The following is a 24,889-nucleotide window of genomic DNA, read 5'->3' as shown; positions in this document are numbered from 1 at the left end:
CGGTGCGCGGCGGGGCTCAGGGCTTCGCGGGCGCGGAGGGCGGCGAGTAGCGCTCGTCGGAGATCTTCATCTCCGTGACGGCGCCGTACTTGCGAGCCGCCTCCCGGATGTCCGACGCCTTGCCGATGAGGACGAAGGTGAGGTCCTCTGGCGCGGGGAGCTTGCGCTGGATGATGCCGTGCACGCCCTGGCGCGTCGTGGCGGAGACGGCGCTGGCGAAGCCGTCCACGTCGCTGGCGTCCAGGCCGTAGAAGGCCAGCTCCGACAGCTTGCCCGCCACCTGCGCCCCGGTCTCCAGCGTGGGCGGGAACTGCCCCAGCACATACGACTTCGCGGAGGCGAGCATGGCGTCATCCATGCCGGCCTTCCGGTAGCCGGCGAGCGTCTCCAGCGCCAGGTCGATGGCGCGGCCCGTGGACTCCGTCTTCGTGTACGAGGCGATGATGACGGGCCCCGGGCGCGTGTGGCGGATGAACACGGAGCTGGCGCCGTAGCTGAGGCCGGACTTCACGCGCAGCTCGGTGTTGAGCAGCGAGGTGAAGCGCCCGCCGAACACCGTCTCGGCGACCCGCACCGCGGCCCGGTCCGGGTCATCGCGGGAGATGCCGGTGTTGCCAATCCAGAAGTACGTCTGGGTGGCGTCCGGCTTGTCCACCAGCAGCACGCGCCGGCCCTTGGAGGCGGCGGTGGCGGACACGGTGGGCGCGGGCGCGGCGGCGCGCGCCCAGCCGCCGAGCGAGGACTCCAGCTTCTTCGCGAGCGCCTTCGCGTCGAAGTCACCCACCACGGACAGGATGAGCCGGTCCGCGCCCAGGTGGTGCTTCGCGTACGCGAGCACGTCCTCGCGGGACAGGCCGGGCAGGGACGCCTCGCTGCCGTTGACGGGCGTGCCATACGGGTGCCCGGCGAAGTGGAAGGCCTGGAAGTACGCGCCAATCAGCATGCGCGGGTCGCCATCCTTCGCGGCGGTGATTTCAGAGGCCTTGCGCGCGCGGACCTTCTCCAGCTCCTTCGCGTCGAAGCGCGGGCGCGTGAGCATGTCGGTGAGCAGCTCCACCATCAGCCCGGTGTCGCGCGACATGAACTGGCCGCTGATGACCAGGGCCTCCAGGTTGGCTGCCACCTGAATGTCGCCGCCCACGCCGTCCACGGCCTCGGCGAACTGACGCGCGTCACGGCCGCCAGCGCCCTTCTGCAGCAGCTCGCCAGTGAGCGAGGCCAGGCCCTCCTTGCCGGCGGGGTCGCCCAGGGCGCCGCCGCGCACCCACGCGCTGAACGAGACGAGCGGCAGCTCCTTGCGCTCCACGAGCAGGAGCTTCGCGCCGTTCTTCAGCGTGACGGTGGTGGCCTTGGGGAGCGTCACGCCCTGCTGTGCCGGGGCCGCCGCGGCGGCCTTCGGAGCAGCGGCGGAGCCCTGGGCCGCCGCGGGGACGGAGGACAGCAGCAGCGTGGTGAACGCGGCCTTCCAGGTGAGGGGGGCGCTCATCGCGAGGCCTCCTTGCGGGAGTCGGGGGTGGCGGCCCGCGCGTCGGCGGGCACGAGCCAGCCCACGGTGCGGCGCTGCGAGTTGAAGATGCGCGCGGCGACCTCGCGGACATCGTCACGCGTCACGCGCTCATAGCGCTCAGGCGCGTCGAAGAGCTGGCGGTAGTCACCGCGGAACGTCTCCGCGGCGCCCAGCGCGCGGCCTCGGCCGTTGTTGGTCTCCAGGCTGCGCCAGAACTGGGACAGGGTGATGTTGCGCGCCTTCTTGAGCTCGGCGTCGCTGACGCCGTCCTTGACGACGCGGGCCAGCTCCTCGGTGAGCAGGCCTTCCACCCTAGCGACGTCGGCGCCGGGCGGCAAGTCCGCGTAGACCCAGACGAGCGACGGGTCGAAGCCCGGGCTGAAGTGGGTGTTGACGCGGAGGGCGGCGCGCTCCTCCTCGACGAGGCGGCGGTGCAGCCGCGAGGACTCACCGTTGGCGAGGATGCCCAGGAGCAGCGTGAGCGCCTCCACGTCCGCGTCCTTGCCGGAGATGCCGTGGTAGGCCAACTGGATGAGTGGGGCCTGGGCCTGCTTCTTCACGACGATGCGGCGCTCGCCCTGCTGCTCGGGCTCCTTGGTGCGGATGGGCTCGGGCGCGGGCTGGGAGGGGATGGGCCCCAGGTGCTTCTCCGCGAGCGCGAAGATTTCGGCGGGCGTCACGGCGCCGGTGAAGATGAGCGTGGCGTTGTTGGGGGCGTAGTACGTCTTGTAGTAGCGCTGGAGGTCCTCGATGCGCCACGACTCGATGTCGGACGGCCAGCCGATGACGGGGAACTGGTACGGGTGCGCGACGAAGGCGGTGGCCTGCACCTGCTCCATCAGGGCGCCCATGTTGTCGTTGTCGATGGCGGAGCGGCGCTCCGAGTACACGACGCCGCGCTCGGACTCGGTGACCTTGGGGTCGATGGCCAGGTGCTGGAGCCGGTCGGCCTCGAGGTCGAAGATGACGTCGAGCGCGGAGCGCGGGAACCAGTCCATGTAGACGGTGACGTCCTCGGAGGTGAAGGCGTTGTTCGCGCCGCCGTTGGCCTCCATGACGCGGTCGAACTCACCGGGGCCGTACTTCTTCGCGCCGTTGAACATCATGTGCTCGAAGAAGTGGGACAGGCCGGTGATGCCGGGGTACTCGTTCCGGCTGCCGACGCGGAACCAGTTGTAGAGGACGACACTGGGAATGTCGTGGTTGGGCCAGACGATGACCTTGAGCCCGTTCTTGAGGGTGCGGGACTCGATGCCGGCGCCGAGCCTGGGCGCGGCGGCCACGGCGGACTTCGCCACCGGCCTGGCCTGCGTCTGCGCACAGGCCACGGGGCCGGAGAGCAGGGCCAGACACGAGGTCCAGAGTAACGACTGACGGAACATCCGTGCTCCTGTCGGAAGAACGCCCGGGAACGGGCGGCGGGGCACGATATTCCAGGTGCCACCCTCCTGGGTTGACCAGGAGGGCGGTGGGGCTGACGGACGCCTCAGGCGCCGAGCACGCCGCGGAGCACTTCCTGGAAGTAGTTGATGCTGCCGGTGTGCGTCTGGAAGTGCCGGGCGGACTGGTGGAGGCGGTGGATGACGGCCTCGAACTCCGCCTGGCTGACGTCGCGCAGGGACATGTAGAGGCGGACGGCGCCCTGGAGGTGGGAGAAGAGCGGGTTGCGGTCGGTGCCGTCGGGGCGGCGCAGGAGGTGGCGGTAGAGCCGCTCGAACTCCTGGTCCGTCTCGGTGTTGCGCACGGCGCGGCAGTAGCCGGCGGCGGTGGCCTCGATGAGGAGGAAGAAGGCCTGGTACTCGTCCGGGGGCGCCTTGGCGAAGCTGGGGGGCTTCACGTCGCCCACGAAGAGCTGGGAGATGGGCTTGAGCGTCACGTGGGCCAGCTGCTCGCCCGCGCGAAGCTGGACGCGCTCCCCCACCGGACGCACGTGCTTGCCGTCCTCGTCCCACTCCACCGCCACGTACAGGCGCTCGGGCTGATCCACCTTCACGCCCGCCTTCTCGAGCTCCGCCACTGCGTTCGCGTCCATCTCGTTTCGCTCCTCCGGCTCCCTCTCTACCCTGCTCCGGGCAGCCCGTGCACCCGGCATCGTGGGGCAGCGTCTGGAAGCGGCGGTAGGTGCTGGACAGCACGCGGACTGCATTGTCCGCCGGCCCCAAAATTCACAGTCCAGGTACTACCACATGAGTCAGAGCAACTCCATCTCCGTGAAAGCAAAAACCACCTAAGCCATTAAGTTGATTCACCCAGGGAGTCAAAGGGCACCCTCAACCTGGCAGCATTGCGCACCGGCCCAACAGAGCAGCAGATTGATACGCCACGGCGTCGATGCTAAAAGAAAACCAAACTCGGCCAGCCAAAGCAGCCCAACAGCAAAAGATGCCACCACAAGCACATCGAACAGTCGGCACCCCAATCAACCTACTCCCCCAAGAACTGCAGCAGCACCACAACAGTAAAACAGATGCATGACACGCCCTATAACTTGGCGACCCAACCACGCCCTGACTCCAGGCGAGCAACTTCACCGCTGGCTGCTCAACCGCTATCCCATCACTCCGCGCAAAGAGAATCTATGGATCGACACCATAGCATCCGACTTCAATCTCCACAGCCTGGAGGCAACCATACACCAAAGCACCATCCTAATGCTCCTGCGGCGCCTCATAACAAACGCAGAATGGTATCGACGACAACATGTTGAAAAATTTGAAGAAAGATTCGAAAATGATTACCTAAGACACCACCTCACCTTTCCTCCCCAAGAGGCAAGGGCCGTTTCCAATCTCACCTTCAAGGCCCTTGAGGCCTCGAAGCAAAATATCCCCCAGTCAACAATCAAGAAAATGAAGGAGAGAGGGGAGAAAAGAAACACACACTGCGGGCTATGCGGAGAACTCATAAATTACCACTCATCAAATCCCAATGACGAATCCAGATTCTCTCTTGATCACATTTGGCCACGATCTCTCGGCGGACATAGCGACGAATCAAACCTAAGAATCACCCACATCAAATGTAATTCATTTCGACAAGACTACGCAAGCGCAGCCGACACACACTACGAGCACCTCCACGTAAAGGTTCCGGAAGGCGACCCGTCATTTCTGCTTGAGGCAAATCGAATGTTCCGCCTCGCAGTAAACTACCAATCCGGATTCCAGTGCAGTCGCTGCCAACTGCCACTGTCTCGTCTTCCCGATGGGCTGCGCCTTGAAGTACGCTCGCGGCACGAAAGTCACAACTTCTTCAACAGCATGGCAATCTGCATTGAGTGCAAGCGATGAAATCAAAAATTGAAAAGCGGACTTTTTTTGGATTCAGAGTCAAGCAGCGACCAGGCAGCGATAAGTCATTTTTCATTTTTGTCGACACGGCCAAAGACGTCCTGTCGTGGTCCTTCATTTCACGCCTTGAAGAACAGCCGGGGGGGATTCAGCGTCGACTGAATGATGCAAAGGCGAATGCAATCGCCAGATACTTCGAGTTAAACAAGGACAACACGATCCCAACAAGCACCACAATTGCATTCAAGCCAAAATCAACAAAATTTACTAAATCCCCAAAACAACCAACTCCGAAAATCGCAGGGGTGGAGTGGGGAAGTCTCAGTTTCCAATTCAATCCAGCGGCACCACACCACACCAGACCGGCATTCGTCGTTGACGGACAACACAGACTTCACGGAATGACTCGAGTGGAGGCAGAGGACCTCCCGATCCCGATCTCCGCACTCCTGGATGCGGACTCAAATGAGCAGGCATTTCACTTCGTCGTCATAAACAACAAAGCTTCCAAGGTCCCTCCGAACCTAGTCAAGTCTTTAATTGTCGATTTCGACGAAGAAAATCTCAATGATCGGCTACGATCTGCCCGCGTCTCGCTGGGTGAGCGAGCATCTCTTGTTGCCGTCATTGATGATGATCCCGAAAGCCCTTTCCACGAAATGGTCGACTGGGAGCGCCGCAGAGGCAAGGGAAATCCTTGCATCAAGCCAGCTGCAATCGAGGGCAGCCTCTCCTATGCGCGACGGCGACTCCCTGCCCTGGATGACGATGACGATGCGCTTATCGCGGTTTTCTTTGCAGTGTGGAGCGGCACTCGAGATGCATATCCCAAGCTCTGGCCCCAACCAGACAACAACCTATTTTCGAACGCCGGCTTTCGGGCATACTTCGAGCACATTGTCGATGAACTGGACACCCTCTCTGCTTCAGATTTCGTCAATATCTCAGATGCCTCCGACGTGAGTGCCACGACAAAGAAAATCGCTAGCCAAATCAATTCTGAATTCTGGACTTCAGACTGGCAACTCAAGAGCCTAGACACATCCTCTGGAAGAGACATCCTCAAGAACGACTTGCGCCAGATTCGCAGAAACAAGAAAGACAAGTTGACGTGGTCAACAGGGCTAGATGTGCTCTCGGCCGGGGCATAGCATACCCTCGGAGACTTCTGCATTGGAGGGAGGCATGACGGACGTCTGAAATCGTTTCAATAATGGCCGGCAAGCCTCCGCAGCAGCCCAGGTGAAGGAGGGCGAGGTGGATGTCGTCCCGGCGCTCTTCGTGGATGCGTACCCACTTGAGGTTATGGAGCCACGCCAGCGCGCGCTCCATAACCCAGCGCTGTCGCCCCAATCGCTGGCTCGATTCGATGCCTTTGCGAACAATGCGTGGGATGATGTCGCGCATTCGAAGGCCGCGTCGGATGTTCAGGTAGTCGTACCCCTTGTCGCAGTGTCCCTTCTTTGGCCTCTTCCGAGGCCGACTGCGGCATCCGTTGTGGACTGGTTGGATGGCGTCCAGGAGCGGCAGCGCGCACTTCATAACCGTCCAGTGGGCGTCGTGGTAGCAGGAGGCATGATGACGGACGAGGACCGTAATCGACGAGCGACGCAGGGAGCGGACTGTTCAGGGACTGTGGACTGGAGAGGAGAGACAGGCGGGCCAACAGCGCGCAACATAAGTAGGATGGGAGCCCTCTGTAGGTGCCCCCCGCGAAGAAACGCGCACGACTCCCACCTGCAGCCTTCGTGGCCGACACCAATTCAACACAAGTTCACTTGCGCGTCCTGGGCACTCTTTCTGCTTTTGAAGTGGGCGATTCTGCTGTCAACGCCGTACGCGACCAAACCAAACTCTTGTATTGCACCATCAAGTAGTTGGTAAGCAACTCAATATCCTTCGACGTATTCTGGACCTCATTCCATTTCCGTTGCTGCCCAGGACCAAAGTCCCAGAATCCTGTCGTCCACCTGCAGATATCTCTCAAGGGAAGCAAGTCTGTAGCGAACTGCGCAGCGCTCGGGTGACGTCGATCACGGTATCGATCACTGATGGCGTCCATGAGCAGCCCCATGCTGATGATGCCTGCGCCATGCATCAGTCTCGACTTCTTTGGAGGCAACCCCCACGCAGCCTTGAAGACTTCCTTGACCGCCGTCCAAAATGCGTGGAGGACTTCCAGCATCTTCTCAACGTCGGGAGGCCCGTCCTCAGACAAGCTGAACCGATAGAGCACGCCGTCGTTCAGGCTATACTCCAGCATGCGGAGGATCGAGTTGTCCTTGATGAGCCCACGCGGATTCGTGGCCGTCTGAATCATCCCCTGCAGCGGGGAGCCTTCGTCCAGGTTCATGCGTTCCAGCAACAACGCCGGGAGCCTGCGCCGATCCAACGCTGACGGAAGGCGAGCACTCGTCCCCGGAAGCAGTTCATAGATCAATCCCTTGGGAAGGGGCTTCGTCGAGTTGACCAGGATGAACTGCTCGGTTTGCTGGCTCACATCATCCGTGACAAACGACGTCACGCAAACAGGGAACTCTTCAATAAGTGCTTCACGGATGGCTGCCAGTCGTTGCTGTCCATCAACCACAAACCCCGGCTTCTTGTCGTCTGGAGCATCCTCCTCAAAGGGTATGGAGAGAACGCCGGGGCGAGCATACTTAGAGCCCAGCGCTTTGGGGTCTGGCCTGAATTTCACCCGTGAGTCGAAAGCAACAACCACGGCATTAGGGATCATGGGTGAGCTACTCTCCAGATAGTTGCGTATCTCATCAATATGAGAGAGCACCTCTGGGCGCTGATATCCCGTCAACCCCCCATCATCCTTGCGCCGAACCCGTGAGATCGCCGCGAACTTGGGAACCAACTTCCCATCAACTGCAAACGTGTACAGCGTCTTCCCCGGGGATTGCTTCACTTCAATGGCGGGAAGCCTCAATTCGTTTCGCATAGCAAGTCCGATTCAGTTCGTTGTCTTCAGGCGGCACTGCCCTGGCGCAGTCCGAGCTGCTTCTCGAGTTGCCGATGGAAGGTCCAGACATTGTGGAACCCGCGCCGACGATTCCGTTCAGCACCGCGGAAGAGCACGACGTGGTAGCGCAATTCGCGGCAGACATCGCAGGGACACTTGCGCCAGGGGGCGTCCGTCAGCGTTTCCCGGTAGGCCGCTTCATGCATTTTTTTTGAACCCGGATCATAGAAGCGCTCGTACTCCATCAATACCGAAAGCGCCTCCTCCACCGAACGCTGGCCCGCATCGAACAATCTCATGACTTCGAGGCAGGCTTTCTCCAGCCTTCGTGCGACATCCTGAGACACCTCACCCGAGGAGACCTTCCGCTGTAGTGCAGGATTACCCTCGACCTGCGGAATTCTAAGCGCCGTATAGTTTTTCCCGGGCGTATAGTAGTTATCTTTGTCGTCCTTGAACGCCTGCCGCAGGGGCGAAGTGCTATCGAAGGACGTGATACCCAACCTGGCAAACTCCTTCAGATGCTCGGTCCGGGTAATCCCCAGCAAGTGGAGTTGCAATCCTGGCTTGGCGACGTCATGGATGGCCTGGAGGCACGAAAGAAGCTCTGGAGTCTTCAGCGGAACCATTCCTCCAAGTGCGACTGAGCGATACCCCATTTTCTGCAGGTCCTTGACCGAACTCGCATAGGACATCGGGCTCCATCCTTGGGCGACGCCCATGGGCTCGAAGGAGTATTTCCCAGACTTGTGTTTCTGAAGGAACTCCCTCGCAAGCCGCAGCGTCAACTCCCGCCGCGCCCGCATGGCCTCGGGAACAAGGTCTCTGGATGCACCCCGAGCATCTGCCTCTGGCTTGTAGAGCAGGATGACGTGGTCCAACGAGAGCCCATAGTCAAAACGACAGTTCCCGTAGAAGTCGAGCACCTCCTCTACGGAATAGGGCGGTTCATCCTCCTTCACATAGGTGAAGGCACCACAGTCGCCCATGATCGAGAGTTTCCGGGAGGCCTGGTCAATGCGGAAGAATTCAGGGGCGCCCAAGCGCAGCAACCTGTGGCGTTGCGCGAGCGTGTAGCGACTGCCGAGCGCGCCATACCCGTCCACGATGCCCTTGGAAACCAGAAACCCATCAAAGGGTGTCGAAGCAAAGACTTCGTGGGCATAGAGGTCATCTCTCTGCCGCTTGCGTGTCGTCGACCGCCGTTCACGCACGAAGTCAAAGCTTGGGTCAATCAAGTCCTGGCTATCGGGGAAAAAGAACTTCACGCTGCCGTCCGGCGGTTAGTCGTGTACGCACGAAGAAGAACGTTTGAAAGAAGGCGGATGTGCTGGGGCGTATTCTGGACTTGATTCCACGCCATCCCTGTTTCGTCCCATTGCCCATCCGTCCAACGACATACTGCACGAATCCGCGAGAGCTCCGAGCGGACCAATCGCGGTGCCTGAGCATCCGTGATGTCGATGTTGCTCATGATTCTATCCATCAGTCGCCCCATGGCGCCGATGCCTGCCCCGTGCATCAAGCGGCTCCGCGCTGGTGGGAGCCCCCACGCCCCAGGAAAGATGTCCTTCACCGCCGTCCAATAGAGGAGCAAAACGCGATGGACCGAATCAAAGTCCGTCTCTCCAGTAGCGACATTTCGATGGGGGAAGAGACAGCCTGTCATCCCCGACAAGCTGTCCTTGATCATCTTCACCACCGCCATATCCGTTACAATCGCGCTGCGACGCGCAATCGCATCCATTGACGGGCGGCGAATAAGCCCCCTGAAGGGCGATTCCGGATCTCGGTTCAGCAAGTCACAGAGAGCTGCTGGGGCTTTATGCGCCGCCAGGTTCGGAGGCAGGAGGGTTGACACCTCCGGAAGAAGTTCCGTGATGAGGCCACGAGGCAGCGGCTTGGTGTTGTTGACCCGCAAGAACTGGTCACGCTGGAGGTCAACTTCATCCGCGATAAAGGCATTCACAGGGACCAGCAGATCCTGTCGCCGGCACTGAGATAGCGCCAATGCCCGCTGCTGCCCGTCCACAATCCAAGCGGGCTTGGATTGCCCTGCCCGAGGCACGGGGATGCTCAACATCCCAGCCTCAGCCCACTTGTCATCGACCCGAGGCCCTCGCACCTTCTTGAACCCAATCGATGACGAGAGCGCAAGGATGATGGAGTTGGGGAAGATCACCTCTTCACTATCAAGGTAATCGACGATGTTGCGAACGTGCCGCTTCACTTCGGGCCGTTGATATCCAAGGAGGCGTCCCTCAGAGTCGCGGGACACACGCGAAACCTCCGCCACCTGCAGCAGTTCCTTGGCACTCAACGAAAAAAGGAACAGTGGATGCTGTGGCGTCTGGATGACGCGAATGGCACGACGCTCGATGACTTTGCGCTTGACCTTCTTCATGATCCCCCCTGGACCTGGAAGAACAGACTCTTGAATCGGCTTTGCTCACAAGCAAGTTGCTGAGCCCGCAGCATGCGCAACGACGCGCTCCACGAGCTTGCTCCTTGCAACAGTGCCTTGCGAATGAAGATGCGCACTTCAGCATCTGTCAGCGGCTTTCGCGTGTACTGCCGCAGTGGAGCACTCTGCTCAATCAAACGCTCGTACTTCGCTTGGAGCGTTCTTGCGTTCAAAAAGGGCGTGCGTGACGACTGGAGAATCTCCCGAGCAACGCGGGCATGCAGCGAGAGCCGAGAACCGCCCAAGCGGGATTGGTGCTGGGCGCTGGAAGGTATCCAGTGCCTGGCCAAGCCCCCGCTGGCCAACGGTGCCAGTGAGGACACGATCACCAAGCGCTCAGGGTACTGGAGCCGAGAGGCCGCCTGAGCGAGGTCGTCTTCGACTGCGGCGACATAGAGGGGTGAAGCAACAATCAGGACGTTCGACTGCGGCTGCTCAGTCGCCAGTTGACTGATACTTCGTGCGGAACTTCGACTGGGTCCGGAATAAGTGGCGAGCGTTCTCCACCAGACCTTGAGTTGCGCGGCCGTGTCGCGTCTCGCGGCGTCGTGGACGACGGAGTCAACGTGCCCCCGGGAGAAAGTCGCTGAGTACGGCCGAATCATCGCACTTCCTGGAATGAGCCCATAGCCTGCGGATACGACCCAGAGGTTCGGCGTGAATCCGTTGGCCTTGGCAACCTCCGAAAGGCTGAGAACCACACTCCAGTGTTCCCCGGCATAGAGAGCATCGGCGGTTCTTGTTTCGGAGGTACTCGTCTCCAGTTGTCTCCACCACGCGCGCGCACGTTGTGCGATGTCCGCGGCATTCGCGTTGCGAAGGCGGAGTGAATCGGGCACGGGGAGGTTCTTACGGTCCGTGCAGCTCGCGATGATGTGGAGGTCTGTCATCGTCGCACCGCAAGGGTCAGCGGATTCCCGCGACCTTGTGCATCTGCAGTCCCAGCCGCCAGCGAGGATGATCCAGGCAGTAATGGAGCGCTCGCTCCATGTTGGCCGCCTGCGTCGGCCCGTCCATGGGTTGAAGGAAGAAGTGCGCGAACTCCAGTTCCACGAAGCGCTCTGGGTCGAACCCCCGTTGGGGGAATACGAACTTGAGTTCATTCCCCGAGCGCTGGACCAGCGTGCTTCCAGCCTTGGGGCTCACGCAGATCCAATCCACGGATGAAGGAACGGGCTGTGTCCCGTTCGTTTCAACGGCCACGAAGAATCCTTGGGCGTGCAGCGCATCAATCAACGGGGCATCCAACTGAAGCAACGGCTCCCCCCCCGTACACACCACCATGGGCGATTGCCCCGCGGCGTGCGAGTGCGGCCAGGCAGCGGCGACAGCCTCCGCCAGCGCCACCGCTGAGGAGAACCGGCCTCCGCCTGGCCCATCCATTCCGACGAAGTCGGTATCACACCAACGGGAACAGCCCCCGGCACCCTTTTCCCGGTCGCGCTCCAGGCCACTCCAGAGGTTGCACCCCGTGAAGCGGAGGAACACCGCCGCGCGCCCGGCCTGAGCCCCTTCGCCCTGGAGCGTGTAGAAAAGCTCCTTGACCGCGTAGCTCATCGCGGGACTCCTGGCTCCAATCGGGCAGCACTCATGGGTCCCTCCTTACTCCGAGAAACCGCAGGGCGCGTGTGTGAAGTCCATGTGCAGTTACTGAAGTGCACATGGCGTCGATATCTACATCCACGCCCGGTCCTACTCGAAGGGAAATTTCCACATTCGCCCACTCCGAAGGTGCGAACACCCTCGGAGGTCTCGCTCCATCGCGGCCACGAAGCCCAGGACGGCCGCGGGCTCCGAAGTCCCCAGAACCGCCCCCTCACGCCTCCCCAGCCGCGCCGAAGCGCAGCAGCGCCAGGAGCTGCTCGGGAGAGAGGGCGGCGCCCCCGTCCGCTCCGGAGAGGAGGCTGTCGGCCAGCTCTCGCTTCTGCGCGTGGAGCGCGAGGATGGCCTCCTCCAGGGTCCCCTCGGAGACGAGCCGGGACACGGTGACAGGGCGCGTCTGACCGATGCGGTGTGCCCGGTCCGTGGCCTGGTCCTCCACCGCGGGGTTCCACCAGGGGTCCAGGTGGATGACGTGGTCCGCGGCGGTGAGGTTGAGGCCCGTGCCTCCCGCCTTCAGCGAGATGAGGAACAAGTCACCCTGCCCTCCCTGGAAGGCCTCCACGCGAGCCTGCCGCTCCGTCGGCGGTGTCTGCCCATCCAGGTACTGCATGGACACGCCTCGCGCCGCCAGCGCCTCGCGCGCCAGCGCCAGGTGCTTCACGAACTGGCTGAAGACGAGCGCCCGGCCCCCCGAGGCGCGCACCGTGTCCACCAGCTCCAGCAGCCGCTCCAGCTTGGAGGACGGAAGGGCCGAGTCCTCGTCAACGAGCCGAGGGTGGCACGCGGCCAGCCGCAGCCGGGTGAGCGCGGCCAGGAGCTCGAAGCGAGCGTCCATCCCAGGCGCATCCCCGACCTGCGCCAGCGCGGCCAGCCGCACGTCGTCGTAGAGCCGGCGCTCGCCCGCGCTCAGGGCCACGGAGACCACCGTCTCGATTCGCGCGGGCAGCTCGCGCGCCACCTCGCCCTTGGTGCGGCGCAGCAGGAAGGGACGGACCACCCGCGCCAGCGAGTCCCGGGCCCCCGCGTCCCTGTCCCGCTCGATAGGGACGGCGAAGCGTGAACGAAAGGACTCACGGCTGCCCAGCAGCCCCGGGAAGAGCAGCGCGTAGAGGCTCCAGAGCTCCGACAGGCGGTTCTCCACGGGCGTGCCCGTCAGCGCGACGCGCGCGTCCGCCTTCACGGTGCGCAGGGCGCGGGCGCGCGCGGTGTCCGGGTTCTTCACCGCCTGGGCTTCGTCCACCACCAAGGTGGCGAAGGACACGTCCTCGAAGCGCTTCGCATCCTTGACCAGCAGCCCGTAGCTGGCGACGAGCACGTCCCCGGGCCCCAGCACCTCCAGCAGCGCCTCGCGCTCCGACTCGCGGTAGGAGTGGATGCGCAGCGAGGGGGCGAAGCGCGCCGCCTCGCGCGCCCAGTTGAAGCAGACGGAGGTGGGCGCCACCACCAGCGCCGGGCCCTCGGCCGCGCGGTGCAGCAAGAGCGCGAGCGCCTGGAGCGTCTTCCCCAGGCCCATGTCATCCGCGAGGCACGCGCCACCGCCCCATGAGGCCAGCCGCGCCATCCACGCGAAGCCCTCTCGCTGGTAGTCCCGCAGTCCCGCCTTCAACTTCCGGGGAACCGCCACCTTCGACGCCTGCGCCTCCCGGATGCGGGTGGCCAGCTTGCGCCAGTCCGGTGGCGCCTGTACCCGCGCGCCCGCCTCCTCCAGTCCGTCCAGCACGGGCGCTGCCGCCGCGCTCACCTCCAGGCCCTTGCGCGTGGGGAAGGTCAGGTCGGCCAGGGGCGCGAGCCGCTCGCGCAGCGAATCGGTGAGGCGCATCCAACGCCCCGGCCCGAGCCGGACGTAGCGGCTGCGGCGGCGCACGGCCTCCAGCAGCACCGCCAGCGCCACGCGCTCGCCGTCCACCTTCAGCTCTCCCTCCACGCCGAACCAGTCCTGCCCACTCCCCACCTTCACCCGCAGCGCCGACGCGTCGGGCGTGCTGGACACCCGCCAGGGCTGCTGCTGCGCCCACTCCACCCGCACCCCTTCCCCGTCATCCAAGGGCGCCAGCGCCTCCAGCAAGGCCAGGCTGGACGCCACATCCCCCCGCGTGAAGCGGAGGGCGCCGTGAGGCAGCCCCAGGCGCTCCAGCAGGACGGCGGCCTCGGCGCGCTCCGCCGCCAGGTTCCGCGATACCCGGACGCGCTGGCGGCCACGCACCCCGCGCACCACGGGCGCGCCTTCTCCAGGCACGAGCAGCGGCCCCTCCCGGAGCGGCCGGGCCAGCACCGTCCCCTCCAGCGCCTCCTCGCCCACGGGCCGGAGCCGGACCCACAGGCCCCGCTCGGGCTCGACCTCCGCCCCTTCCATCGACGACGGCAGCGTCAACGGCACGCGGGCCTCCAGCCCGGACAGCCGCGACAGCAAGTCGCCCCGCGCGGAGGCTGGGAGCCGCGCCCCCGTCTCGCGCAGGGTCGCGAGCAGCTCACCCGCCTCCGGCGCCACGGCGAGCAAAGTGACGCGAGGCACCTCCCGCTCCAACAGCAGCCACGGCTGGGACGTCCTCGCCGCGGACGTGGGCGGATGCAGGTCCCCCATCTGGACAGCGGCGCCTTCGACGGCGGGGCGCACGCGCAGCGTCCCGTCATCCTGCTCCTCGAAGAGGAAGCCCAGCGGAGCCTCGCGGACCTGGAGTGGCGCGTCGGGACGCTCCGCCAGGTGCAGCCGCGCGCTATGGGTCAACGCCCGCAGCGCCTGGAGCAGCAGCACCCAATGCCCCTCCTCCGCGGACGGATTGAAGCTGAATCCCGATGACGCCAACGAGGCGCTCGCCTCCACCAAGGCCAGCGCCTCGCGCTCGCCGGGGGCGGTGAGCAGGGCGAGCGCCGCCGGCCGGTCCCTCCAGCCCAGCTGGGTCCCCTTGGAGAGCTTCCCCGTCTTCGTCGGCCGGTGCAGGTAGGCGCGGAGTGTGAAGGCGAGCGACGTGCCTTGCTCCAGACGGAAGCTCACCTGGGACTCGGGCGCGTCTTCGGCGGGAGCCGCGAGCGAAGAGTCCTCCAGTGTCTTGAGGATGTACTGCCCGGGGACGACATAGAGCAGCTCCGCCAGCCGGGCGTTGCGCGCCGCATCGGCGTCCTGGGTGAGCGAGTCCAGCACCGCGTCCAGCGCCGTGAGCGCGTGCACGCAGCCGGCGCCGGAGCCCCGCGTACACCGACAGCGGACCCCCGCCCCGCCATCCAGCAGCGCATGGGGCTCCACGATGACGCCCTGGAAGTGCGCATCGGAGAGCAGGGGGTGGGCTGGCAACGCGCCCGTCTCCGACACGAGCAGCCGCGCGGGGCGCTCCCGGAGGAGGATGGCCGGTGGAGTCTCCAGCACGCGAGGAGGCACCCGCGCGCGCAGGCGCTCACGCTCCTGGAGGAGCGCCTCCATCAGCGGCTTCAGCCGGACGTCCGTGGGCGGCGGTCGCGGCGCGGCGTCCTGCTCCCGCTCCAAGCCTTGGCGCACCCGCTCCGCTTCCCTGCACACATGGCCCCAGGCCGCGTCCTCCAGCAGGGCCCGGTGATGGGCGTTGAGGTAGCCCCGGGCGACGACGCTCTCCAGGACAGTCTCGATGGAGGTGTTCGACAGGTGCTGGAGGGCCCCATGCCGCCGGAGGGCATCCGGCAGGTGGGAGCCGAGCACGCTGATGGGGTCCAGCCCCGCGTGAGCCACCTGGTGCGCCTCCATCCAGGCACGAAGCGCGGCGCTGGTGTCGGGACGTCCGGTGACAAGCGCCTCGTCCGACTGGCGCAGCCAGGCGAGCCCCACGGCCACGAGGTGCTTGCAGAACGACAGCGCCAGGAAGTCGGCGCACTCGCAGGAGAAGACGTCCCCTTCGCCGCTCGCCGAGAGTCGGGCCGAGTACGGCCCCTGGCGCCCCACGGCGACAGTCCCCTCGACGACCTCCCCTTGTGTCTGGACGGACAGCACCCGCTTCCGGGCGAGCAGGTCCTTGCCCTGTTCGTAGAGGTCCTCACCCGCCTCCTCACGGAGCAGGGCATCCGTCAGCCACCGCCCCAGCGTGGAGCGGGCATTCCCCGAAGCCACTTCAAGCATCCGCGATCTTTATCCCCACCCAGCAGGTCGTGCCCGTGTCATTTCCACTCCCGCGGCTGGACGCAACCTGGGGCCGCGCGGCACACCTGTCCAGACGCACACGAGCGCGAGCGTGGCTTGGAGACTCGGTGGGTCCGCGAGCAAGCGCGGCGCCGGAAACGACAAAGGCCTCTGGACTTTGGGTCCAGAGGCCTTCATGTCCGCTGAGTGCCCAGGGGCGGAATCGAACCACCGACACGGGGATTTTCAATCCCCTGCTCTACCGACTGAGCTACCTGGGCGTAAGGGGCACCGCGCGGAACGGCGCCTTCATAGCGAGCCCCTCCCTCCTCCGTCAACTGCATTCTCCGCCGCCCGGGCAGGCGGGCGTCAGGCCGCCAGGGACATCGCCTCCCCGTCCCAGGACGTGAGGCCGGCCGTCAGCCTGTGGCGCAGCTTCACCCGCAGGCCCTGTTCGATCTGCCGGATGCGCACCGCCGTCACCCCGAAGCGGCGCGCCAGCAGCTCCGCGCTCACCCCGTCCTCCGCCAGCATCCGCTCCTCCACGAGCGCGCGCTCCCGGGCGTCCAGCTCCGGCCAGGCCTCATCCACGCTCGCCCGGAGCCGCCGCGCCCACTTCGCCCGGTCCACCAGGTCCTCCTGCGAGTCCGTGTCCGCCATCAGCCCCTCCAGCCGTGTGGTCTCCGAGTCCGGCGACACCGGCGCGTCCAGCGACACGTCCCGCGACAGCGCCTCCATGGCGCGGGCCACCTCGTCCTCCCGCTTCCCCAGGGCCTCGGCCAGACGCCGCTCCACCTCCGGGTGGCCCTCCCCCCACCGGGCCTCCAGCCGCGCCCGCTCCCGCCGGAGCTGGAACACCACCCACGGCGCCCGGCCGCCCGCCATGCTCCAGTTGCGGCCCACGTAGGCGCGGATGCGCGCGCGAATCCACTGGCTGGCATAGGCCCCGAACGGCACCCCGCGCTCCTCGAACCGCCCCGCCGCCTCCATCAACCCGACGTTGCCCTCCGCCACGAGCTCGTCCATCGACAGGCCGGTCCACCGGTATTTCCACGCCAACCGCCGCACCAACTCCAGGTGCCCACGGACGCGCGCTTCAACGACCTCGGCCGCAACCACGAGCTCAGGGGATTCAACGGACACGTTCAGGCTGATGGTTTCCATGGACCTCCTCCGGTTGGACGCGCCCACACGACGGCGCGACGCAGAGGAAATTAAAGGCCCGGGCTCCATAAGAAAATTAGGTAGTTTAACTGACATACTTCGGCTATCTCTATGGATATGAGCTGGCTCAACTACCACCACCTCCTGTACTTCTGGACGGTTGCGAGGGCGGGCAGCATCGCCAAGGCGGGCGAGGAGCTGCACCTGGCGCAGCCCACCATCAGCAGCCAGCTCAAGCTCCTGGAGGAGTCGCTGGGCCACAAGCTGTTCGAGCGCCAGGGCCGCAAGCTGGTGCTCACGGACGTGGGCCGCACGGTGATGCGCTACGCGGACGAAATCTTCCGCCTGGGCAATGAGCTGAAGAACGTCGTCTCCGGCCTGCCGCCCGGACAGCAGCTGCGGCTCAACGTCGGCGTGCTCGACGTCATCCCCAAGCTGGTGGCGGAGCAGCTCCTCAAGCCCGCGCTGGAGGCGGGCCCATCGCTGCGCATCATCTGCCGCGAAGGCCCCCTGCCGCAGCTGCTCGCCTCACTGGCCCTGCATGAGCTGGACGTGGTGCTCGCGGACGCGCCCAGCTCGGAGCCCGTGAGCGTGCGCTCGTTCAATCACTTGCTCGGCAAGTGTGGCGTGTCCTTCTTCGCTGCCGGGAAGCTGCTCGAGCTCAAGGAGAACTTCCCTCAGTCGTTGGATGGCGCGCCCGTGCTGTTGCCGTCGGACGAGTCCTCCGCGCGCCGCTCCATGGACCTGTGGTTTGAGCGCAAGGGCCTGCGCCCCGTCATCGCGGGGGACTTCGATGACAGCGCGCTGCTCCAGGCCTTCGGCCAGCGCGGGCACGGCGTCTTCGCCATGCCCAGCGCCATCGAGGCGGAGGTGGAGCGTCAGTTCAACTGCTCCGTCATCGGGCGCACCGACGAAATCGAGACCTGCTTCTACGCCATCACCGTCGAGCGGAAGATTCGCCACCCCGCCGTCGTCACCATCGCCGAGGCGGCGCGCTCGCACATCTTCGGCGATTGAACCGGGAGGCGCCGCGCTCAAGCCACGGACGGCGCGCGGTACACCTCCGCGCCAGCGACCACGGTGGCGAGGACCTGGGCCTTCACCAGCGCCGAGGCGGGCCCCTCCAGCGGGTCTTCCGACAGGACCACGAAGTCGGCGTCCAACCCTGGGACCAGCCTGCCGCGCCGGGCTTCGTCGAAGGACGCCCAGGCGGGCCCGGTGGTGAAGCCCTCCAGCGCCTCGCGCGCCGTCAGCCGCTCCTCCGGCCTCCACCCGGACTCGGGCCAGCCCGCCGTGTCCTGCCGCGTGCGCGCCGCGTGCAGCCCCGCCAGCACGTCCGGATTCTCGATGGGGAAGTCACTGCCCAGCGCCAGGTGCGCGCCCGCGTCGCGCAGGCTGCGCCAGGCATAGGCGCCCTTCAGCCGCTCGCGGCCCAACCGCGACTCCGCCCACGGCATGTCGCTGGTCGCGTGGGTGGGCTGCACGCTCGCCACCAGCCCGGCGGCCCCCAGACGGAGGAGGTCCTCGCGCCGGAGAATCTGCGCGTGCTCCACGCGGTGCCGCAGCGCCTGCGTGCCCGTCTCCGCGGCGCCGCGCAGCAGCACGTCCAGCACCAAGGTATTGGCACGGTCTCCAATGGCGTGGATGCACACCTGGAAGCCCCGGGACATGAAGGCCTGGGCGCGTGCGGCGAGCTCCTCGGGTGGCAGCAGCAACAGGCCCCGCTGTCCTGGCTCGTCGCAGTAGTCCTCATGCAGCGCGGCGCCGCGGCTCCCCAGCGCGCCGTCGGACAGGAACTTCACCGAGCGCATCGCCAGCATCCGCCCCTGCCACGGGCCCTGCTCCAGGTATGCGTGCCGCTCGTCGCCTTGGCCCGCCGCCATCGCGTAGACGCGCAGCGGCAACGTGCCCGCGGCGTCCCACGCCTGGAGCACGCGAAAGGCATCCCGCTCCATGCCCGCGTCGTGCACGCCGGTCAGCCCCACCTGCGCGCAGCGGGTCAGCGCGGCCCGCAGCCGAGTCTCCAGTTGCGCGGTGGAAGGCGGAGGCATCGCGGCGGCGACCCCGTCCATGGCGTTGTCCACCAGCACGCCCGTGGGCTCGCCGTGCGCGTCCTTGAGGATGCGGCCCCCCTCCGGGTCCGGCGTGTCGCGGGTGATGCCGGCGCGCCGCAGCGCCTCGCCATTCACCCAGGCCGCGTGGTGGTCCACCCGGGTGAGGAAGACGGGCGTCGAGGGGAAGCGCGCGTCCAGCGCCTCGCGGCCCGGGAAGGCGCCACCGGGCCACTCGTTCTGGTCCCAGCCCCGTCCCAGCAGCCAGTCTCCCTGGAAGCTGGAGGCGGGCGCCTGGGTCAGCCGGCGGAGGGCCTCATCCACCGAGCCCGCCTTCTCCAGCCGCACCGTCGTCAGGCTCCGGCCCAGCCCGTGGATGTGCGCGTGCGCGTCCACGAGGCCCGGCACCACGGTGGCGGCGCCCAGGTCCACAAGGCGCGCATCCGGCCCCGCGGCGGCCTCCGCTTCTTCGCGAGTCCCCACGGCCAACAGCCGCCCATCCCGCACCGCCAGCGCCTGGGCCCGTGGCCGCGCCGCATCCAACGTCCAGACCCGCTCCGCCAGGTAGACTGTCGTCCGCACCGTGACTCCCTCCGCGTGCCTCACCGCTGAACGGCCAGGATGCGCCAGCCGTCCACATCGACCGCGTACGTCGCGCCCACATCCAGGGCAAGGCCTTCTTGAACACAGGCCCCCGCCTTGGGCGAAACCAACACGACGCTGTCGGACAGCGCCTTCGCCAACACGTCATATGAACTTCGCTGCGCGAGGCACACCTCATCGGGTGTCGGGTCCTTGGGAGGCTTCGCGCCCCTCGGCAAGAAGTCATCCATCGCCAGCCCGACCGCGGTGGAGAGGGTGGCTGGAATGAAGGTGTGCTCCCCCGGAGGAAAGCCCAAGGGAAACACGAACCTCGCCGACTCCTCGGGCGGTGCGTGCTCGGGGCGAAATGGGCGCTGAAACAGCGAGCACGCCGATAGCGACAGACACGAGAGAAGAAGAACCACGCGGCGCATGAGGGCTCCAGGCATCGACACCTGATGCAGCAGTATGACTCTACGCCTTCTCCCAAGGCGTAGAGGGTGCCGCAGTCCTTCTGGCCGACGTGATCCACTGTCGCAGTGGAAGCTTCATGATGGCGCGGCCGCGAACCCAGATGTGAGAGCCTCGACGCCCCGCGGACGTGCGGAGCGCTCGATACCAAGACTCAACCAACACAGCCCTGCCCCTGCCTACTCCGCCGACGTGCCCGCGTCGGTCTCCGGCGTGCCCGCGTCGGTCTCCGGCAGGGGCGTCGCGGGGCCGGCGGGGGAGTCCGCCACGGTCTGCACGGGCTCGCGAATCTGGTCCGGGCCCATCAAAGGCTGACGGTCCTCCGTTCCTTCGGGCTGCGTGGTCTTGCAGGCAAGCGCGGCAACCGCCAGGCCCAGGGCAATGAGAACGGCACGACGCATGTAGCCTCCTTACCGAATCGAGTCGCGGACGGGCCCCAGGGAGCGTGCCCTCCAGCGACAATCTGTCGACGACTTCGCGCGTCCACCAGCGGATGCCCGGGCACGGCTTCGGGCGCTTGCCCCCAGGGCCGGACAGCAGCCTGGCGGACACAGGGCGCGGGATGATGCCGCGGCCCATGCGCACCGTTGCCTGGAGCGCGCACCTGGGAGGCCGAGGCCATGCTGGACGTCGTCGACGTCGGCAAGCGTTCGCTTGCCACCTATCGAGGGATTGCTCCCGACGAAATCCTCGACGAACTGCACCGCCTCTCCGAGGACCTGCGCGGTGCCCGGTGCATGCACCTGAGCGCCACGCCCTACGGCGGCGGCGTCTCCGAAATCCTCCGCTCCCTGGTCCCGCTCTACAACGACCTGGGCCTCGTCACGGACTGGAAGCTCATCCACGGCGACGACAACTTCTTCCAGGTCACCAAGCGCATCCACAACGGCCTGCAAGGCGCGCCCGGCGAGCTCACCGAGTCCGAGAAGGCCACCTACCTGGCCAACGCCCAGCTCAACGCCCACCGGCTCGTCTCGGATTCGGAGAACTACGACTTCGTCTTCGTCCATGACCCGCAGCCCGCCGTGCTCGCCACGCTCAGCCCCCATCTCGATGCGCGCTGGATATGGCGCTGCCACATCGACACTTCGCACCCCAACCCGGCCTTCTGGGACTTCCTGTCGCCCTACCTGCACGCCTACGACGCCGCCATCTTCACCCTTCAAGAGTTCATTCCACCGCGGCTCCCTATCTCCGACGTCCGCATCTACCCGCCCGCCATCGACCCGCGCAGCCCCAAGAACCACCCGCTGCATGAGTCACTCGCGCGCGACGTGCTGGAGTGGATTGGCATCCGCACCCACCGGCCGCTCATCACCCAGGTCAGCCGCTTCGACCGGTGGAAGGACCCGCTCGGCGTCGTCCGCGCCTACCAGCGCGTGCGCCCCCACGTCCCCGACCTCCAGCTCGCGCTCGCGGGCTCACTGGCCCTGGACGACCCGGAGGGCTGGGAGGTGTACGAAGAGCTCCGCGCCGCCACCGCGGGCGACAGCCTCATCCACATCCTCACCAACCTGGTCGGCGTGGGGAACATCGAGGTCAACGCGCTCCAGGCCTTCTCCGACGTCGTCGTCCAGAAGTCCCTGCGCGAGGGCTTCGGGCTCGTCGTCGCGGAGTCGCTGTGGAAGAGCACCCCCGTCGTCGGCAGCCGCGTGGGCGGCATTCCCATTCAGATGCCCGAGGGCACCGGCGGCTTCCTCGTGGACACCGTGGAGGAGTGCGCGGAGGCCATGCTCCACCTGCTCCGCCGTCCCGACGAGGCCCGGCTGCTGGGCGCGCGCGGACACGAGCATGTGCGTCAGCACTTCCTCATGCCCCGGATGCTGAGGGACCACCTGCGGCTGCTCAAGCACCTGGCCGCCGTGCGCCCGCTGCCGCCGCGCGGCATCGTCCCTGTCTCCTTCAACCCCGCCAGCCTCCAGGGGGTGTGAGATGCACGCACGGGCACGATGGCGACTCGCGGGCCCGGCCCTCCTGTGTGTCCTCATGGCGGGCCTGCTCGCGTCCGCGGCCGAGGCACCCACGACGACCGGTCAGCCCACCGTGGCGCGCTGCGACCTGGAGGGCGTGGTCGACGCCGGCACCAGCGGCTACCTGTCCGACTGCGTGGCGCGCGCCGAGGCCGCGGGACATGACGCGCTGCTCGTCCGGCTGGACACCCCCGGCGGCTCGCTGGAGGCCACACGGCAAATCGTCCGGGCCTTCCTGGCCTCGTCTGTCCCGGTGCTCGTCTGGGTCGGCCCCTCCGGCGCACACGCGGGCAGCGCGGGCGTCTTCATCACCCTGGCCTCCAACGTCGCGGCCATGGCGCCGGGCACCAACATCGGGGCCGCGCATCCGGTGGTGGGCCCCTCCGGCCAGTCTCCGGAAGCCGTGGGCGGCGAGCAACTGGCCCGCAAGGTGGAGAACGACGCCGTCGCGTTCGCGGAGAGCATCGCCCAGCAGCGGGGCCGCAATGCGCAGTGGGCCGCCTCCGCCGTGCGCGACAGCGTCAGCGTGTCCGCGGACGACGCGCGGGCGCTGCGCGTGGTGGAGTACGTCACGCCCACCGAAGCGGAGTTCCTCGCGCAGGCGGACGGGCGGCGCGTGACGGTGGCGGGTGGTGAGTCCGTGCGGCTCTCCACCCAGGATGCCCACCTCGTCACGCTGGAGCCCACGCTGTCCCAGCGCGCCGTGCACGCGCTCGCCAACCCCGGCATCGTCTATCTGCTGTTCCTGGTAGCCGCGCTGGGACTGGTGGTGGAGCTGTCACACCCGGGCGCCATCGTCCCGGGGCTCATCGGCGCGGTGGCGCTCGTCCTGGCGCTGGTGGCGTCCTCCGCGCTGCCAGTGCGCGCGGGCGCGGTGCTGCTGATGCTGGTGGGCGCGGCCCTCATCATCGCGGAGCTGTTCGTCGCCAGTGGATTGCTCGGCGCCGCGGGCGTGGTGCTGCTGGGCCTGGGCGGCCTGTTCCTCGTGGACCGCTTCGACCCGGAGTGGTTCGTGGACCGCTCCTTCCACGTGTCGTGGACGTGGCTGGTGCCCACCACCGTGGCGCTGGCGGGCGCGGCGGCCTACGTCGCCTACCGGAGCGCGCAGACGCGGCGGATTCCCCAGCGAGGTGGCGACCTGGGGCTCGTGGGGGAGCGCGGCACCGCCCTGGCCCCGGTGACACCGGAGCGTGGCGAGGTGTTCATCCACGGAGAGCGCTGGCTCGCCACCTCCACCACGCCCATCCGCTCCGGCGCGCACGTCGTGGTGCGCGGAATGGAAGGGCTCACCCTCTTCGTCGACGAGGTACCGACATGATGCAATGGACCGGACTGCTCGGAGTGCTCATCCCCGTCGCCATCGTGTTCCTGCTCTTCCTGTCCGGGGTGCGCATCGTCAACGAGTACCAGAACGGCGTGGTGTTCCGGCTCGGGCGGTTCGTGGGCCTCAAACGCGCGGGCTTCCGCTGGCTCATCCCCTTCGTGGAGCGCATGGTCATCATCGACCTGCGCACCGTCACCCGCGACGTGCCTCCACAGGACGTCATCACCCGGGACAACGTCAGCGTGAAGGTCAACGCCGTCGTCTACTTCCGCGTCATCCACGCGGACAAGGCCGTGCTCCAGGTGGAGGACTACCTCTATGCCACCAGCCAGCTCGCCCAGACGACGCTGCGCTCCATCCTGGGCCAGGTGGAGTTGGACCAGCTCCTCTCCGAGCGCGACCGCATCAATCAGGACATCCAGCAGGTGCTCGACGCACGCACCGACCCGTGGGGCATCAAGGTGTCCAACGTGGAGGTGAAGCACATCGACCTGCCCTCGGAGATGCAGCGGGCCATCGCGCGGCAGGCCGAAGCCGAGCGCGAGCGCCGCGCGAAAATCATCGCCGCCGAGGGCGAACACCAGGCCGCCGAGAAGCTCTCCATGGCCGCCAAGGTCCTCGGGCGATACCCGGCCACCCTCCAGCTCCGCTACCTCCAGACGCTGGTGGAGATTACCTCTGGGGGCAACCACACCATCCTGCCCATCCCGCTGGACCTGCTGCGCACGCTCAGCGGCGTGAAGGCCAGCCTGGAGCAGGCCGACGATGGACACGAGGACCGGCGCTACGCCGAGGAGGAAGAAGAGGGACCTTCCGCGGGCGGCCTGTCCTGAGCGCCGTCAGTCGAAGAGCTCCTGCCGCTCCAGCTTGATGGCCCGCCGGCTCAGCCGCAGCGACGCCAACACGAGCAGCGCCGTCGCGCCCAGCAGCACCACACCCACCGCGAAGGTCACCACCGGCAGGGTCTCAGGCACCTGCGTCTGCCGCTTCGTCAGGTACAGCAGCGACGTCACCACGAAGGCCAGCAGCGCCGTGTAGGTGAAGGCAATCGCCCGGGCGAGGATGGCGTGCCGCCGGTCCAGGATGGCGACCTCCTGGCGCAGCACCGCGCGCCGGGTGTGCCCCTCCGGCAGCAGCCGCCACTCCCGCGCCATCTCCCGGATGCGCGCCGTCATGCGCGCAATCTGGTTGTCCAACCCCGTCGCCACGATGCCACACGCCGACACCATCACCGCGGGCGTCACCGCCGTGCCGATGAGCCGGATGGAAGAGAGGTCCACGACTTCCGCGAGGCCATTCATGCCCTCCTCTGTTCCACCCCACCCCAGCGGGCGCAACACCTCCGCGCACCGCCCACGCCACCGCTGCTGTCAATTCACCAGTGGCAACTTGACACCGATAGTGTCGAGTCA

At 66.3% G+C, this 24,889-nt stretch carries 20 protein-coding genes and 1 tRNA gene; 6 read left to right on the top strand and 15 right to left on the bottom strand.

Annotated features, from left to right (window positions below; translation table 11 throughout):
• Positions 1–16: 16 nt before the first annotated feature.
• From HV826_RS20770 to HV826_RS20760, 3 genes are all read right to left on the bottom strand, one after another.
• Complete coding sequence (locus tag HV826_RS20770; protein ID WP_176418766.1) at positions 17–1,486, bottom strand: pitrilysin family protein; 1,470 nt, start codon at positions 1,484–1,486, stop codon at positions 17–19.
• On the bottom strand, positions 1,483–2,889 hold the full coding sequence (locus tag HV826_RS20765; RefSeq protein WP_176418765.1) for a pitrilysin family protein: 1,407 nt from the start codon (positions 2,887–2,889) through the stop codon (positions 1,483–1,485). The genes HV826_RS20770 and HV826_RS20765 overlap by 4 nt, the downstream gene beginning before the upstream one ends.
• Positions 2,890–2,993: 104 nt before the next feature.
• Positions 2,994–3,539, bottom strand: a complete 546-nt coding sequence (locus HV826_RS20760; protein WP_176418764.1) for a hypothetical protein — start codon at positions 3,537–3,539, stop codon at positions 2,994–2,996.
• A 439-nt stretch (positions 3,540–3,978) separates the two neighbouring features.
• Between HV826_RS20760 and HV826_RS38110 the strand changes: the two genes are divergently transcribed.
• Together HV826_RS38110 and HV826_RS20750 are read left to right on the top strand one after the other, a co-directional pair.
• Positions 3,979–4,797, top strand: coding sequence for an HNH endonuclease (locus HV826_RS38110; RefSeq protein ID WP_176418763.1), 819 nt, complete (start codon positions 3,979–3,981; stop codon positions 4,795–4,797).
• Positions 4,794–5,948: a DGQHR domain-containing protein gene (locus HV826_RS20750; protein WP_176418762.1), complete on the top strand. Its 1,155-nt coding sequence runs from the start codon at positions 4,794–4,796 to the stop codon at positions 5,946–5,948. Before HV826_RS38110 ends, HV826_RS20750 begins: the two co-directional genes overlap by 4 nt.
• A gap of 623 nt (positions 5,949–6,571) precedes the next feature.
• Here the strand turns inward: HV826_RS20750 and dbpB (HV826_RS20745) are convergent.
• The 8 genes from dbpB (HV826_RS20745) to HV826_RS20710 all read right to left on the bottom strand — a co-directional run bounded on the left by dbpB (HV826_RS20745) (position 6,572) and on the right by HV826_RS20710 (position 17,079).
• Positions 6,572–7,747, bottom strand: coding sequence for a DGQHR domain-containing protein DpdB (gene dbpB / locus HV826_RS20745; RefSeq protein WP_176418761.1), 1,176 nt, complete (start codon positions 7,745–7,747; stop codon positions 6,572–6,574).
• Positions 7,748–7,773: 26 nt separating this feature from the next.
• Positions 7,774–9,036: a tRNA-guanine transglycosylase DpdA gene (gene dpdA, locus HV826_RS20740; RefSeq protein WP_176418760.1), complete on the bottom strand. Its 1,263-nt coding sequence runs from the start codon at positions 9,034–9,036 to the stop codon at positions 7,774–7,776.
• Positions 9,033–10,172: a DGQHR domain-containing protein DpdB gene (dbpB, locus tag HV826_RS20735; RefSeq protein ID WP_176418759.1), complete on the bottom strand. Its 1,140-nt coding sequence runs from the start codon at positions 10,170–10,172 to the stop codon at positions 9,033–9,035. The genes dpdA and dbpB (HV826_RS20735) overlap by 4 nt, the downstream gene beginning before the upstream one ends.
• Positions 10,169–11,071: a hypothetical protein gene (locus tag HV826_RS20730; RefSeq protein WP_368670961.1), complete on the bottom strand. Its 903-nt coding sequence runs from the start codon at positions 11,069–11,071 to the stop codon at positions 10,169–10,171. The genes dbpB (HV826_RS20735) and HV826_RS20730 overlap by 4 nt, the downstream gene beginning before the upstream one ends.
• Positions 11,072–11,138: 67 nt before the next feature.
• Positions 11,139–11,789: a 7-carboxy-7-deazaguanine synthase gene (gene queE / locus HV826_RS20725; RefSeq protein WP_176418757.1), complete on the bottom strand. Its 651-nt coding sequence runs from the start codon at positions 11,787–11,789 to the stop codon at positions 11,139–11,141.
• Between the two features lie 259 nt (positions 11,790–12,048).
• Positions 12,049–15,915: a DEAD/DEAH box helicase gene (locus tag HV826_RS20720; RefSeq protein WP_176418756.1), complete on the bottom strand. Its 3,867-nt coding sequence runs from the start codon at positions 15,913–15,915 to the stop codon at positions 12,049–12,051.
• 208 nt (positions 15,916–16,123) lie between these two features.
• Positions 16,124–16,196: transfer RNA gene (locus HV826_RS20715), tRNA-Phe, on the bottom strand.
• 88 nt (positions 16,197–16,284) lie between these two features.
• Complete coding sequence (locus tag HV826_RS20710) at positions 16,285–17,079, bottom strand: sigma-70 family RNA polymerase sigma factor (protein WP_176418755.1); 795 nt, start codon at positions 17,077–17,079, stop codon at positions 16,285–16,287.
• A gap of 117 nt (positions 17,080–17,196) precedes the next feature.
• On the opposite strand from HV826_RS20710, the gene nhaR reads away from it, so the two are divergent.
• Complete coding sequence (nhaR, locus tag HV826_RS20705; RefSeq protein ID WP_176418786.1) at positions 17,197–18,096, top strand: transcriptional activator NhaR; 900 nt, start codon at positions 17,197–17,199, stop codon at positions 18,094–18,096.
• Between the two features lie 17 nt (positions 18,097–18,113).
• On the opposite strand, the gene HV826_RS20700 is transcribed toward nhaR, so the two are convergent.
• From HV826_RS20700 to HV826_RS20690, 3 genes are all read right to left on the bottom strand, one after another.
• Positions 18,114–19,712: an amidohydrolase gene (locus HV826_RS20700; RefSeq protein ID WP_176418754.1), complete on the bottom strand. Its 1,599-nt coding sequence runs from the start codon at positions 19,710–19,712 to the stop codon at positions 18,114–18,116.
• A 20-nt stretch (positions 19,713–19,732) separates the two neighbouring features.
• The gene (locus tag HV826_RS20695; RefSeq protein ID WP_176418753.1) at positions 19,733–20,146 is read right to left on the bottom strand and encodes a hypothetical protein; all 414 of its coding nucleotides are present in this window, start codon (positions 20,144–20,146) and stop codon (positions 19,733–19,735) included.
• A 216-nt stretch (positions 20,147–20,362) separates the two neighbouring features.
• Positions 20,363–20,584, bottom strand: coding sequence for a hypothetical protein (locus tag HV826_RS20690; protein ID WP_176418752.1), 222 nt, complete (start codon positions 20,582–20,584; stop codon positions 20,363–20,365).
• Positions 20,585–20,803: 219 nt separating this feature from the next.
• On the opposite strand from HV826_RS20690, the gene HV826_RS20685 reads away from it, so the two are divergent.
• Genes HV826_RS20685 through HV826_RS20675 form a run of 3 tightly spaced genes read left to right on the top strand, consistent with a single transcriptional unit; the run spans position 20,804 to position 24,310 of the window.
• Positions 20,804–22,114, top strand: coding sequence for a glycosyltransferase (locus HV826_RS20685; protein WP_176418751.1), 1,311 nt, complete (start codon positions 20,804–20,806; stop codon positions 22,112–22,114).
• A gap of 1 nt (position 22,115) precedes the next feature.
• A complete protein-coding gene (locus HV826_RS20680; RefSeq protein ID WP_176418750.1) occupies positions 22,116–23,471 on the top strand; it encodes a nodulation protein NfeD in 1,356 nt (451 codons plus the stop codon).
• The gene (locus HV826_RS20675; protein WP_176418785.1) at positions 23,471–24,310 is read left to right on the top strand and encodes a slipin family protein; all 840 of its coding nucleotides are present in this window, start codon (positions 23,471–23,473) and stop codon (positions 24,308–24,310) included. Before HV826_RS20680 ends, HV826_RS20675 begins: the two co-directional genes overlap by 1 nt.
• Positions 24,311–24,316: 6 nt before the next feature.
• Here HV826_RS20675 and HV826_RS20670 read toward each other — a convergent pair whose 3' ends face one another.
• Positions 24,317–24,778: a DUF2721 domain-containing protein gene (locus HV826_RS20670; RefSeq protein ID WP_176418749.1), complete on the bottom strand. Its 462-nt coding sequence runs from the start codon at positions 24,776–24,778 to the stop codon at positions 24,317–24,319.
• Positions 24,779–24,889: the final 111 nt, after the last annotated feature.

The organism is Myxococcus sp. AM010, from assembly GCF_013372585.1.
In the GTDB taxonomy this organism is placed as follows: domain Bacteria; phylum Myxococcota; class Myxococcia; order Myxococcales; family Myxococcaceae; genus Myxococcus; species Myxococcus vastator.
This window is presented reverse-complemented; position numbering and strand designations above follow the sequence as displayed.